This is a genomic window from Rhizobium sp. SEMIA4064, from assembly GCF_003025035.1.
In the GTDB taxonomy this organism is placed as follows: Bacteria; Pseudomonadota; Alphaproteobacteria; order Rhizobiales; family Rhizobiaceae; genus Rhizobium; species Rhizobium paranaense.
In genome coordinates, this window is sequence record NZ_PYJN01000019.1 from 366176 (window position 1) to 379908 (window position 13733).

9 protein-coding genes and 2 pseudogenes are annotated in these 13733 nt (G+C 60.3%); 4 read left to right on the top strand and 7 right to left on the bottom strand.

What is annotated here, in order from left to right; all coding sequences use genetic code 11:
* The first annotated feature begins 15 nt into the window (after positions 1-15).
* Complete coding sequence (locus tag C9E91_RS15550) at positions 16-2286, top strand: cellulose synthase (protein WP_210318786.1); 2271 nt, start codon at positions 16-18, stop codon at positions 2284-2286.
* Positions 2287-2385: 99 nt separating this feature from the next.
* On the opposite strand, the gene C9E91_RS15555 is transcribed toward C9E91_RS15550, so the two are convergent.
* The 7 genes and pseudogenes from C9E91_RS15555 to C9E91_RS15580 form a co-directional block, all read right to left on the bottom strand.
* Positions 2386-3060, bottom strand: coding sequence for a type 1 glutamine amidotransferase domain-containing protein (locus C9E91_RS15555; RefSeq protein ID WP_107109173.1), 675 nt, complete (start codon positions 3058-3060; stop codon positions 2386-2388).
* Between the two features lie 252 nt (positions 3061-3312).
* Entirely contained in the window at positions 3313-3552 is a 240-nt protein-coding gene (locus C9E91_RS15560) for a tautomerase family protein (RefSeq protein ID WP_107109174.1), read from the bottom strand.
* A gap of 86 nt (positions 3553-3638) precedes the next feature.
* Entirely contained in the window at positions 3639-4352 is a 714-nt protein-coding gene (locus C9E91_RS15565) for an SDR family NAD(P)-dependent oxidoreductase (RefSeq protein WP_107109467.1), read from the bottom strand.
* Positions 4353-4493: 141 nt separating this feature from the next.
* A complete protein-coding gene (locus tag C9E91_RS15570; RefSeq protein ID WP_107109175.1) occupies positions 4494-5426 on the bottom strand; it encodes a LysR family transcriptional regulator in 933 nt (310 codons plus the stop codon).
* A 320-nt stretch (positions 5427-5746) separates the two neighbouring features.
* Positions 5747-7723 (bottom strand): peptidoglycan L,D-endopeptidase MepK, encoded by a 1977-nt coding sequence (locus tag C9E91_RS15575; RefSeq protein ID WP_107109176.1) that lies wholly within the window; start codon positions 7721-7723, stop codon positions 5747-5749.
* Positions 7724-7897: 174 nt separating this feature from the next.
* Positions 7898-8107: pseudogene (locus C9E91_RS20165) on the bottom strand (helix-turn-helix domain-containing protein); the annotation flags it as partial.
* A 123-nt stretch (positions 8108-8230) separates the two neighbouring features.
* Positions 8231-9481, bottom strand: a pseudogene (locus C9E91_RS15580) (sigma-54-dependent transcriptional regulator); the annotation flags it as partial.
* Between the two features lie 326 nt (positions 9482-9807).
* Between C9E91_RS15580 and C9E91_RS15585 the strand changes: the two are divergent.
* The 3 genes from C9E91_RS15585 (at position 9808) to C9E91_RS15595 (ending at position 13733) form a co-directional block, all read left to right on the top strand.
* Positions 9808-11661: a M3 family oligoendopeptidase gene (locus C9E91_RS15585; RefSeq protein WP_107109178.1), complete on the top strand. Its 1854-nt coding sequence runs from the start codon at positions 9808-9810 to the stop codon at positions 11659-11661.
* Positions 11662-11946: 285 nt separating this feature from the next.
* On the top strand, positions 11947-13107 hold the full coding sequence (locus C9E91_RS15590) for an aminodeoxychorismate synthase component I (protein ID WP_107109179.1): 1161 nt from the start codon (positions 11947-11949) through the stop codon (positions 13105-13107).
* Positions 13092-13733: an aminotransferase class IV family protein gene (locus C9E91_RS15595; RefSeq protein ID WP_107109180.1), complete on the top strand. Its 642-nt coding sequence runs from the start codon at positions 13092-13094 to the stop codon at positions 13731-13733. Before C9E91_RS15590 ends, C9E91_RS15595 begins: the two co-directional genes overlap by 16 nt.

Here is a 13733-nt window from a genome sequence, read left to right on the forward strand (position 1 = left end):
GGGCTTATCATCGCGATGAAAAACCGTGACAACCTCGAAGAGGGATTGGGACTGGCCGCGCAAAACCAGATCACCCAGACAGGAAGCATCAAGCCAGTCGATGTAGCCTTCAACTCGCCACCGGTTGACATGAAAACCGTCGCCGACCGCATCCAAGCGGCGGCACCTTCCGCAGTTCTATCAGACACCACACCGGCCGCCGTCCAAGCGACGTCAGACACTCCAGCCACTGCCCAGGCGGCGCCGGACACATCGGACGCCGTCGCCCAGGCAGCGCCTCAATCGACCACGCCGCAGCCCGCACCGCCGCCGAAAGTCGACGAGAGCGCACTTCGCTATTTCGCAAGCCGTGGCGATAAGGCCAGACTTCAGGCCGAAATTTCCCGCCTTCAAGCACTTTATCCGGATTGGGTCCCCCCCGCCGATCCGCTGGCCGTCCCGCAAAACAGCGACAAGCAGCTCGAAGCCATGTGGCAGCTCTATTCCGAAGGCCGCTACGCCGAACTGCGCAAGGCCATCGCGGATCGCCAGGCGGCGGAAACCGCATGGCAACCGCCTGCCGACCTGCTGGAACGTCTCGATGTTGCCGAAGCGCGCGCGCGTCTGGTCAACGCATCCGATCTCAAACAATATGCAACCGTGGTCGACATCGGCGCCAACACGCCGAGTCTGCTCACCTGCAGTGATATCGACATTCTGTGGCGGGTCGCGGAGGCCTTCATCAGGACCAATCGCACGGCCCGCGGCGAGGATGCTTACGTCTACATCCTGAAGAATTGCGTCAATCCCCAGGAGAGGCTCGCAACCGTACAAAAGGCGTCGGCGCTGCTGTCCTACCAACCCATGCAAGATCTTCTTGCCCTGGAGAAAGCCGACGGCAATGGCGGCCGGGAATTCGACAGCATCCGCACAGACCTTGCACGGCGCTTCGTCGCCGAGGGCAATGATGATCCGAAACTGTCGGTCGCACCGGAGTATCTGTCTCAAGTCGAACACGCGGCGGAGACCCAGGGTCTCGCGTCTGATGCCTTGCTCCTTGGCTGGTATAATCTGCGCCGTGAGAACCACGACCAAGCGGAAAAGTGGTTCCGCGCAGCCCGTAGCAAGGACGATTCCGCTTCCGCCTCGCAGGGGTTGGCCCTGATCCTGATCGCCGATCACAAGGCTCAGGAAGCTGAGGATGTCATGTACAGGTGGCGTAACGAGTCCAAGGATGCGACGGCAACCTATCTTGCTGCCACAGCCAATGTGATGGCGCTGCAGCCGCCAGTCAGTCTCAGCGAAGACGTGCTCGGCCGTATGGCAGCCGAAGTCATCGAGCAAAAATACGTGCCGACCGCTCAGGAATTCGGCTGGTATGCCCGCTCGCTAAACCAGCCGCAAACTGCAGCCCGCTGGTTCGAAACGGCGTTGCGCTGGAAACCTGACGATGAACCCTCCGCCTACGGCCTGGTCATCACCCGCAATCAGTTGAATGACCGGCAGGGCGTCGCTGAAATTCAACGGCTATGGGCGGGTCGTTCGGAGCGTATCGCCAGGCTCGGCGAGGTCACGCCTCAAGCCCAGATCGGCGCTGCACCGCTGCCTTCGCCAAATCAGGCGATACCGCAAACGGTGGTGGCTCCGACCAGCTTGCCACCACTCACGACCTCACCGGCGCCAGCCGAGGCCAATGTCGGCACGCGGCAGCGCACCACTGCACGTTTGGGATATAGCGAGCCTCAGACACAAGTTGCGACGGTTCGGCGAGGCCCGCGCGAAGCGCGGGGTTGCTCCACGACGATCAGCGCCCAGCGCCTCAATCCCGCGGAAGCTGTCTCCCGCGGTTGGTGCCTCATGGACCTCAACCGTCCTATGGAAGCGATCGAAGCCTTCGAAGTCGCTTTGAACGGCCCTCCCGGCAAGGCGCGCGAAGACGCAGCCTACGGGCAAAGCCTCGCCTACCTGCGCGCGGGGCTTGCGAACAATGCGGCTGTTGCTGCGGCCAAGGCTCCTCTCAGCCGCCAGCGTGCCGCCGAGTTGCAGGTCGCCATCCTGGCCGATCGCGCGCTGACCTCATTCTCGGCCAAACGCTATCAGGAAACCCTGATCTATCTCGATCAACGGGCGCAACTGCAGCAGGAACGCATCGATCTGATGGTTCTGCGTGGCTACTGCTATCTCAATCTCAAAATGTACGATGATGCCGAGCGGATATTCAACGCTGTCGCCGCAACCGGCAACAAAGACGGAAATCGCGGCCTTGTCGATCTGAGACTCGCCAGGCATCCCGATCCCAGCGACTGATTTTGCGATCCAAGTTCAGCAATTGAACGACAAAAGGGTTCGGCACGTTTCCGTGAAAAGCCGAACCCTTCCGGGTCACATCGTTGGTTCAGTCCGTCGTCAAAGCAGCTTCAACAGCGCCTGGGCGGCAGCCGTGGAGGATGCCGGGTTTTGGCCAGTTACCAATCGGCCGTCCGTGATGGCAAAGCTTTGCCAGTCAGCAACCTTCTCGTATGTGCCGCCAAGGCGTTTCAGCTCATCTTCCACGAGGAAAGGAACAACGGAGGTCAAATGGACTGCCTCCTCCTCGCTATTCGTAAACCCTGTGACGCGCTTGCCTTTGACCAAGGGTTGCCCCTGATATTGCACATGACGGAGAACTCCAGGTGCGTGGCACACGGCGGCAACCGGCTTACCCGAATTATAAAAATCCTCGATCAGGGAAATGGATTTCCTGTCTTCCGCCAGATCCCACATGGGGCCGTGGCCGCCGGGATAAAAGACCGTGTCGAAGTCGGCAGCGTTGACGGTCGCGAGCTTGACGGTGTCCGCCAACACAGCTTGGGCGGCCTTGTCGGACTTGAAACGTGTCATAGCCGGCGTTTGATTTTCGGGCTCATCGCTCTTCGGATCGATCGGTGGCTGCCCACCCTTGGGGGATGCGACCGTGATCTGCGCCCCGGCGTCTTTGAAGACGTAATAAGGGGCCGCGAACTCTTCCAGCCAAAAGCCGGTCTTTCTTCCTGTATTGCCAAGCTGGTCATGGGAGGTCAGCACAATCAATATCTTGCTCATCAGCAGTACTCCTGATTTAGATTTACCGGATATCTGTCTGTCGGCGTGCGAAAGCATGCAATAAGCGCGTCGGTTCCATACGTCGACAGCGATAGATGCTTGGGACAATGCGTAATTATGCGGCTGCGAACAGATTTGGCGCCCAAAGCTACGATGATGACCAAACCCTGGCAAGTGTTCTGTGAGCGACGACGCAGAGAGCATCGCCCGCCATCTCAACAGTGGTTGCCGTCAGCGACGGAGGCCTGCCGCTCAGGTTTTTGCCGCTGCGGCGCGCTGCTTTCGATATTGCACCGTCGGAAGGCCACCCCAGCCCCAATTGTCCAGATCCACCTCCTCGATCACGACGTAGGTGGATTCCAGAGGCTTGTTCAGTACATCGAGCAACACCTGGCTGACGCCGGCGATGATGGCAGCCTTCTCTTCTGCCGTGACCGAGTTGCGGTCGGGAGTCGTTCCTTCACGGGTAACCTGTACGGTAACGATCGGCATGACAGTCTCCTTTCAAGACTTGGATTCGGGAACTACCAGGCGGCGGCACCAGAGGTGATCGCGCCTCTCCGCTTCAGCGTTGCGGTCTACCAGCGTCCGGCGTTCTGGCCGCCGTCGACGTGGAGGATTTCACCCGTTACGAAATTTGCCGTCTCGAGATAAAGCACGGCATCGACGATGTCGCGGATCTCACCCATCCGGCCGACGGGATGCAGACCTGAAAGCGCCTCATGCGTTTCCGGCGAATTCATCGGCGTCTTGATGATCCCCGGCGATACGGCATTCACCCGAACGCCGGTTTTCGCGAATTCTATCGCCAGTCCCTGGGTGACCGAGTTGAGGCCGCCCTTGGTCAAAGAGGCGAGCGCTGCCGGTACGCCGGCAATCGGCTGATTGACCAGGCTCGTCGTAATATTGACGACGTGGCCGGAGCCTTGCTTCAGCATTTCAGCAGCAACCCGCTGGGTGATGTGGAAGAAACCGGCGACGTTCACGCTCATATTGTGGTCGAAGTCCTGCTGCGTGAACTCGATGAACGGCTTGGCAAGGAAGACGCCGGCATTGTTGACCAGCGTATCGATGCGGCCGAAGTGCTCCAATGCCTCGCGCACCACGCGTTCCGCGGTTTCCGGATCGGCGATATCGCCGGCCACAGCATGTACGCCTGCGTCGGAGCTGGCCTTGATCGACCGCGAGGTCGCAACGACACGATAGTTGCGATCACGATAGGCTCGAACTAGCGCTTCGCCGATCCCCTGCGATGCTCCGGTGATGATGGCAACTTTTTGTTGACTGCTCATGATGTGCATCCTTTCAAGTGCAGCGGCCGGAGGTTTCGGGGCCGCCCGACGCCGTCGGCGTTGGTGCTATTGATTTAGATGCATCCATCATTCGGGAGAATTGTCGGCCTTTGGCAGACAATCATCCGCATATCGGCATAATCAGGCCAAGGAGCCTGCCTCCGTCGCTATACGACTGAGCTCGACGCGCAGACGAGGGACGGCATAATCGACGAAGGCACGCACCTTTGGCACGGACATGCGGCCCTGTGGCGCGAGCAAGTGAACTGGAAGCGCGGGATGCTCGGCATCGGCAAGCACGATCTTCAGCCGCCCGTCCCGGACATATTCCGCGACGTGATAAGAATAAAGCCGCGTCAAACCGATACCCGCTGCGGCCGATGCTGCAGCGGCGCGCACGCTGTTCACGATGTACCGAGGCGTGAAATGCACTGTTCTCGGTATTGGCGATCCTTTCGCCGGCGTGAAGCTCCAGGACTCGAGGCCGAAATTGCTGAACGCCACGATCTGATGTTTGGCGAGATCGGACGGCTCGACGATATCGGGATTGCCAGAAAGATAGCGGGGGGATGCGACCACGACGCGCCTGACGTCGCCGCCGATCCGGGTCGAGATATGAGAGGAATCCGTCAAGTTGCCGATGCGAAGCGCAAGATCGACGCCCTCGTCGACGAGGTTGACGAACCGATCCAGCATCAGAAATCGAACGGAGACGCTCGGATGGAGCTCGAGGAAATCATCCAGAATGGGACGTAGAACCTCTTCGCCCAGGATTGGCGGCGCCGAAATGGTCAGGGTGCCTTGCGGCGACGACCGCTCGCCTCCGGCTACCATATCGGCCTCTTCCAGCTCGATGAGCACCCGCCGGCATGCAGCCACATAGCGTTGACCGGCCTCGCTCAGCTTGAGCGTGCGGGTCGTCCGATGCAGCAGCTCGACCCCGACATGGGCCTCCAGCGAGCTGAGCGCCCTGCTGATCGCAGTCGGCGATCGCTTCAGCTTGCGCGCCGCCCCGGCAAGGCTGCCCTCGTCGACCGCCGTGACGAAAACCCTCATTGCGTCGATACGATCCATTCTAAGGCTCCGCAGGATGTGGTTCGTGGCGGACAGTTTTCGTCGGATTTTCGGCTGGCGTAAATATGGGCGCTCTCCGCCCGAACCCTATCCAAGGGCATCGGCGACACCATCGTACAATAAAAGCCTGGTGCTCTGATGAGAGTCTTCGGCTCGACAAAGCCCGCCACTTGGCTGCATGGGAGCATGCCAAAAAGCGTTTTCGGCTGAACTCGGAACAGCGTTCAGCTCCGTTCGAACCTAGATGAGATGAATAGTTGAAACCGTCGAAGCGGAACTGACCGCGTCGACGGTTTTCTTTTGGGAATGGCGGCAGTCAGCTATTCGACCGAATTGAACTTCTTCACTTGCAGGAAGTTCACGGCCGTACCGCTGAAGCGTTCCGGGTCGATCGACGCGGTCTGCACCTTGAAGCCGTCGGTATAGACGGCGGTCGGCTGAGCGCGCAGCGTCGGGCTGACGAAGCGCGGAGCCTTGACCGGGCGGTTGACGATCTCGACGCGGGCATTGGTGATCGCCCACTGCGAGATCATCTTCTCGGTCAGCTTCGGCTCGGTGGTCACCGTCGCGCGACCTGCATCGGCCACTGCGGCATCCTGCTTGTTCGGCCGGCCACCCTTGGTCGCCATCCCGGCAGCAATCGGACTCTCCTGCGACCGCGCCGGTTCGAAGCTGTCGTTGAAGCGGCCGCTGTTGACCTTGATTTTGTTGGAAGTCGGCGCAAGTGCGGCAACCTGCATCGGCATCGGCTGTCCCGGCCGCTTCTGCGGCGAGACCGCTGCAATAGCCCGGACGGCGTCATTATCGGCAGCGGTATTGTTCTCGTCCGGCGGCGTGGCATCCGCAACACTCTTCGGCGGTATCTCGTCCTTGGATGCGGCATTGTTAGCAGCCACATTGACCGGAACGCCGGCATTCGCATCCGCTTGATCGACGCGATGCTGTTCGAGAGCCGCCACGATCGACGGCGACAGCGTGCCTTCGTCGGCCGCATCATCGATCGCATCCGGATCGGCATCGGCGGAGGCGAGCAGGCTTTCAGCCACTTCCGGACGCTCGGCCGGAACCGGCACGTCGGCGGTCTGATCCTTCGCGTCCGACTCGGCGGAGGCTAGCTCGGCATCACCGGGCGAGCGACGGTCAAGTAGTGCCGGCACGGGAACGCGATAGTCACGAAGATCCGCATATTGCTGGTCCTGCTGGCCGTTTGCATCCGGCATGGCCGCGGTAAGCGCATCCTGAGCGGCGTTATGCGGCTGCGACAGCAGAGCCGAAGCCACTTCGCTGCCCGCCGGCTGGTTGCCGAAGGCTGGACGAACCTGTGGAACAGGCGCGTTTATGCTGGCAACCTGCGTAGCCGGTTGGCTGTCGTCGCCGTCATCCGCGGTTGCGGGAGCCTGGTCGGTCTTCTTGCTGGCAACAAGGGTGGCCGGCGCTGCCGTCGTCGGCGCACCTTCATCCGCATTGTCCTCTTCCTCATCCGCGCCGCCGCCGCCAAACAGTCTGGCGAAGAAGCCGCGACGCGCATGCGAAGCGCTGGCGATCTGGATATCGTCGGAAGACATGCGGCGCTTGTAGTCGGCAACCGCCTCCTGATAGCCCGGCAACGGCCGACCATCAGCCGGAATATGCATCGTCTTGCCATCGGGGAAGAGACGGACGAGATCCTGGCGATCCATGCGCGGCCAGGCGCGCACGCCGCCGACGTCCATATGCACGAAGGGCGAACCGGACGTCGGATAATAGCCGACGCCGCCAACCTGCAGCTTCATGCCGATCTCGCGCAGCTTGGTGAGCTTGACATCGGGAATATAGAAATCCATCGCGTTGCCGAGCATATGCTGGCTCTTCTTCGCGACACCCGTATGGGCCGAACGCGTGCGCAGCATCTCGTTGGTTCCCGGCGAGCGGAAGCCGCAGACGACATAGATGAATTCATGCGAACCGCTTTCGCGGTAGACTTCCCAGATCAGGTCAAACAAGCGCGGGTTCATCTTGGTCGGCTGGTTTTTACGCCAGTCGCGCAGGATGCGGTTCAGTTTCTCCAGACCGTCCGGATCGAACTTTCCATTGCGCTTGTAGGTGATGACTGCCTTTTCGCCTGTATGGACGTAGTAGATCTTGAGGCTGCGGGTTTCGCCGCCTGCCTGGGAGGGGGAGCCAACGAAAACCGGAGTGGAAACGGCCATCGCAAGCAGACCAACGGCTACGACCTTGGCCACCTTACGCAATATCTCCGAGCACGCAAAAAGCCTGCTCAAGCTATTAGGCTTGGTATTTCCACTCAGATTCGGCAATTCGATCCCCGTCCGACAGACAATGTCGCATCGTGTTCCAAATGGCTGTCAATTGCGGTGACACGATGGCAAAAATGCCACACATGGTCGCCCTCTTCATACATGGTGAACGATGCACTAACAAGTGCTTTACGACAGGTAACAAAATATGCTTGCCTAAACGTTAATATACGCTCAGGCCGCATGTTTCTGCGGGTCATCCGGGTCTATCCCATAGTCTTTCAACTTGCGATAGAGAGTCGACCGCCCGATTCCGAGCTTCCTTGCCACTTGACTCATTTGTCCTCGATAGAATTTGAGAGCGAATCGAATAAGCTCTTCCTCAACATCTGCGAGCTTTCTGACGTCGCCGAACGGGTCCGTGCTGGCGATGACATTATCCGATTGAGGAGCAGATGATGTGTCGACGATCGAAAGCGGCGGAGTTGTAGCCGCATCGGAGGAAATGACACGCATGCCGCGTTCAAATCTTTCGTCGGGGTCCATACCGCTGCTGAAAGCCTCGGAATTATCCACAACTAAGGTCGGATGCTCGGCGGTGAAATAGCCAGGCAACTGTGCCGCAATCTGCGGGAAGTCGGCTTCCACCAGCTCCGAACCCTCCGACAGCACGACAGCGCGGAAGACCGCGTTTTCGAGCTGGCGGATATTGCCCGGCCAGTCATAGGCCGTCAGCAATGCCAGGGCACCAGGACTGATCGAAAGCGAATGACCGAGCTTCTGTTCGAGCGCAAATCGATCGGCGAAGGCGCGTGCGAGGTATGGAATGTCTTCCTTACGGCGACGCAGCGCCGGCATGGTGATCGGGAAGACGTTGAGGCGATAGTAGAGGTCTTCACGGAACCGGCCGGCCTTTACCTCCTCGATCAGATCCTTGTTGGTCGCCGAAATCAGCCGGACATTGACCTTCTGGGCAACGCGTGCGCCGACCGTCTCGATCTCACCCTGCTGCACGGCGCGCAGGAGCTTGACCTGCACCTCCAGCGGCAGATCGCCGACTTCATCGAGGAACAGCGTGCCGCCATCGGCCTCCATGAACTTGCCGACATGCCGCTCGGCAGCGCCGGTGAAGGCGCCCTTCTCGTGGCCGAAGAGAATACTCTCGACAAGATTGTGCGGAATGGCACCGCAATTGACCGTCACGAACGGCTTGCCAGCGCGGTCGCTGCCGGCCTGGATAGCACGCGCCACCAGCTCCTTGCCGACGCCGGATTCGCCTTCGAGCACCACGGGGATGTTCGATTGCGCGGCGCGCTGGGCAAGATCGATCACCCGCATCATCGCCGGGCTCGCCGAGACGATGTCGTCGAAGCTGATCGTGCTCGTCCGCGATCTGCGTCCGGCGCGAGCCCGCGCCTCACGTTGATCGAGCTTCAGCGCATTGGCGATTGAAGCCGCTATCCGTTCCGGCGATACCGGCTTGACGACGAAATCGAAAGCGCCGGCCCGCATGGCCTGCACCACGGTCTCGATACCGCCCTGCCCCGTCTGCACGATGACCGGCAGATCGGTGCCCATATCGCTCAGCGCACTCAGAAACTCGATGCCGTTCATCTCCGGCATCATGAGGTCGAGCACGATCACATTGATCTGCTCGCTGTTGCGCTTCAGCATCTCAAGGCCGAAACGGCCATTCTCCGCCAGATGAGCAACGTGTCCGTGCCGCTCGATAGCGTTTTTCAGCAGACGCCGTTGAATCGGATCATCCTCAACAACGAGAATCTGCGCGCCCCCCTTGGCGCTATTAAATACGGTCATTGGTGCCTCACTTCATGCGAAACCTGATGAGGACCTTCGCAGAAAGGCTTGAACACGAAGTTTTGCCAAAGCATCGTATTTTAATCATTATGACGAATGTAACGTCGTCTATGAATTCCGTTGTCGATCCCAGAGTATCCGGCTTTCAGGCGCGATCACCTGCAAGCGGATAAGATGCCCTAGATTCAAAAGACTAGCGCCATCTCTGTGCGTTCAAATGAATAGACAGCGCTCCAGGGAAATCCGCCCTTGCCGTCGCCTTTTCAGCCGAATAGACACGGAGAGACCGGACTGTTCCGCAAAGAAAAGCAGAGGAAATACCGCCCATGAGCCCGACCTCGCTCCATTCATCCCTTAATTTTTCCGCCGGCCCGACGGCCGCCGCGACCAATCCCGCGCTCGGCGACCTGCCCGCCTGGAAGCTCAGCGACCTCTATCCTTCCGCCACCTCCACGGCCTTCGTCAGTGACATGGAGAAGGCCGGAAAGGCGGCGATCGCCTTCGAGGAAAAGTGGAAAGGCAAGCTTGCCGACGCTGCCACCAAGACCGGCGAGGCAGGCATCGGTGCCGCGCTCAAGGAATATGAGGCGCTGGATGATATCATGGGCCGCCTCGGCTCCTTCGGCGGCCTCACCTATTTCTCCAACACCAGCGATCCGGCCAACGGCAAGCTCTATGGCGACGTGCAGGCGCGGCTGACCGACTATTCCGCCCATCTGCTGTTCTTTCCGCTGGAGCTTAATCGCATCGACGATGCCGCGATGGATGCCTGCATGGTGAACGACCCGGCCGCCGGCCACTACCGCCCCTGGATCGTCGACCTGCGCAAGGACAAGCCCTACCAGCTCGACGACAAGCTGGAGCAGCTATTCCTGGAAAAATCCATGACCAGCGCCGCCGCTTTCAATCGCCTGTTCGACGAGACGATGGCGGAGCTGCGCTTCGAGGTAGACGGCGAGAAGCTGCCGCTGGAAGTCGCCTTGAACATGCTGCAGGAGAAAGACCCCGAGGTGCGCCGCAAGGCGGCAATGGCTCTCGCCGAGACCTTCAAGGCCAATTTGCGCATCTTCACGCTGATCACCAATACGCTTGCCAAGGATAAGGACATCGCCGACCGCTGGCGCGGCTTCGAGGACATCGCCGACAGCCGGCATCTGGCCAACCGCGTCGAACGCGAGGTGGTCGATGCATTGGCTGCCGCCGTGCGCGACGCCTATCCTCGCCTGTCACATCGCTATTACACGATGAAGGCCAAGTGGCTCGGCATGGAGCAGATGAATTTCTGGGACCGCAATGCGCCACTCCCCGAGACCTCGAATGCGCTGATCCCCTGGACCGAAGCGAAGCAGACCGTTCTTTCCGCCTATGACAATTTCGCTCCGGAAATGGCCGCGATCGCCAAGCGATTCTTCGACGAGGAATGGATCGACGCACCTGTGCGCCCCGGCAAGGCGCCAGGCGCCTTCGCGCATCCGACCGTTCCGTCGGCGCATCCCTATGTGCTCGTCAACTATATGGGCAAGCCGCGCGATGTCATGACCCTAGCACACGAGCTCGGCCATGGTGTGCATCAGGTGCTTGCCGGCGGCCAGGGCGCGCTGATGTGCCAGACGCCGCTGACGCTGGCTGAAACGGCCTCCGTCTTCGGCGAAATGCTGACCTTCCGCGCCTTGCTCGACAAGATCACAGACAAGCGCGAGCGCAAGGCGATGCTCGCCCAGAAGGTCGAGGACATGATCAACACGGTCGTCCGCCAGATCGCCTTCTACGAATTCGAACGCAAGGTGCACACCGCCCGCAAGAACGGCGAGCTGACAGCGGACGATATCGGCGAGCTGTGGCTCTCAGTCCAATCGGAAAGCCTCGGACCGGCGATCAAGATTTCCGAGGGCTATGAGACCTATTGGGCCTATATCCCCCACTTCATCCACTCGCCCTTCTATGTCTACGCCTATGCCTTCGGCGACTGCCTGGTGAATTCGCTCTATGCCGTCTATCAGAATGCCGAGCAGGGCTTTCAGGAGAAATATTTCGAGCTGCTGAAGGCCGGCGGCACCAAGCATCACTCCGAACTCCTGAAGCCCTTCGGCCTCGACGCCACCGATCCGTCGTTCTGGAGTAAGGGACTGTCGATGATCGAAGGGCTTATCGATGAGCTGGAGGCGCTAGATAGAAACTAAGTCTTCCTGTTTGTTCGGAAGATGAGCAAGTCAGGCATGTTCGTCGTTATGGCGCCTTCGTGCCTGGCCCCTCACCCCAGCCCTCTCCCCGCTCATGCGGGGAGAGGGAGCTATCCTGCGCAAATCGCTCGCTGATCGTCTGGACACGAGCGGTACGGCGGATAGAGAACTGGTCCCCTCACCCCGCTCGCGGGAGAGGGTTAGGGTGAGGGCCAGGCACATAGGTGCGCCAAATACGAAGGCGCCTGACAATCGACACAACAAGAAAGCTATACAGGCCGAAACATGGCCGATACCCAACCCTACGTCCTCTTCCGGGACGACAGCACAGGACAGGTGATGCTCTTTGCCGAGCCGGCGGAGATCATCACGGCTCAAACACGTGCGGAATTCTTCGATGCCCTTGACCGGATGCAAAAGGCGAAGGAGGACGGAAAATGGCTGGCGGGCTATATGGCCTATGAGGCCGGTCACCTCTTCGAGGAAAAGCTTGCCCCTTTCGCTGAGGAGAACCGCGAGACGCCGCTGCTCTCATTCGGCGTCTTCGACGCTCCGGCGGCGGACGGCCACCCCCTCGCCCAGCCATTGCAACGCCTTGAAAACGAGGCGTTTCTGACCGACGCCACGGCCGCGTGGAACCCCTCCATATATAAAGAGAGATTCGACCGGCTGCATTGGCATTTGCGCCAGGGCGACTGCTATCAGGCAAACCTCACCATGCCCATCACGGCCCGTTGGAACGGCGACGCCCGCGCCGCCTTCTGGTCGCTGATCGAGCTCCAGCCGGTGAAGTATGGAGCGCTGGTCGATCTCGGCGGCCCGGTCATCCTGTCGCGCTCGCCCGAACTCTTCTTCCGCACCGACGACGACGGCTGGATCGAGACGCATCCGATGAAGGGCACGGCCAAGCGCGGCGCCAACGACGCCGAGGATGCCGAGATCATCAGCGCCATGCTTGCCGACGAGAAGACGCAGGCCGAGAACCGCATGATCGTCGACCTCCTACGCAACGATATCTCGCGCATCACCGAGGTCGGCACGCTCGACGTGCCGAAACTCTTCGAGATCGAGACCTATCCTACCGTGCACCAGATGGTCAGCCATGTGCAGGCGAAGCTGCGCCCCAATATGACCATTCGCGATATCTTCGCGGCACTCTTCCCCTGCGGCTCGATCACCGGCGCGCCGAAAATTCGGGCGATGGAAATTCTGCACGACCTCGAAGTCGGCCCGCGTGACGCCTATTGCGGGGCGATCGGTATGATTGCGCCGAGCGGCGCTATGCGTTTTTCCGTGGCGATCCGCACCATCACGCTGTTCGACGACGGCCGCGCCGTCTTCAATGTCGGCGGCGGCATCGTTTTCGATTCGACGGCGGAGGCGGAATATGAAGAATGCCTGCTGAAGGCACGCTTCGCCGTGGGGGACCGATGGATCCGGCGCTAGAGGACTTTTCGCTGATCGAGACGCTGCGTTATGAGCCGCAGACGGGCTTCCTGCGCCTGCGCCTGCATCTTGCCCGCCTCCAGCGTTCCGCCCGCCGATTGGGTTTTCCCGCACCGAAGGATGCGCTAACGAAACTGGATGCGGCCGTCGCCGGCGCGAACGCTCCATTGCGGGTCCGTCTGACATTCGATCGCGCCGGACGGACGGAAGTCACGACCGCCGCCTTCACGCCCCTTGCACCCGACGCCACCTGGCGCGTCCGCATCGCCGGAACCCGTCTTGATTCCGCCGACACGCTGCTGCGCGTCAAAACCACTCGCCGGTCCGTCTATGAGGCTGCCCGCGCCGAATATTCGCCGGCGGAGGCCGACGAAGTGCTGTTGCTCAATGAAAGGGATGAGGTCTGCGAGGGCACTATTACCTCTGTATTCCTCGACGAGGGTTCCGGTCCATTGCGAACGCCGCCCATCTCTTCCGGCCTGCTTGCCGGTGTGTTGCGCACCGAACTCATTTGCCAACGCAAAGCCCGCGTCGGCCGGATAAGGCTGGACGATCTGGAAAAAGGTGAGCTTTATGTCGGAAACTCCCTGCGCGGACTGATCTGCGCACAACTCATACGGAATTGA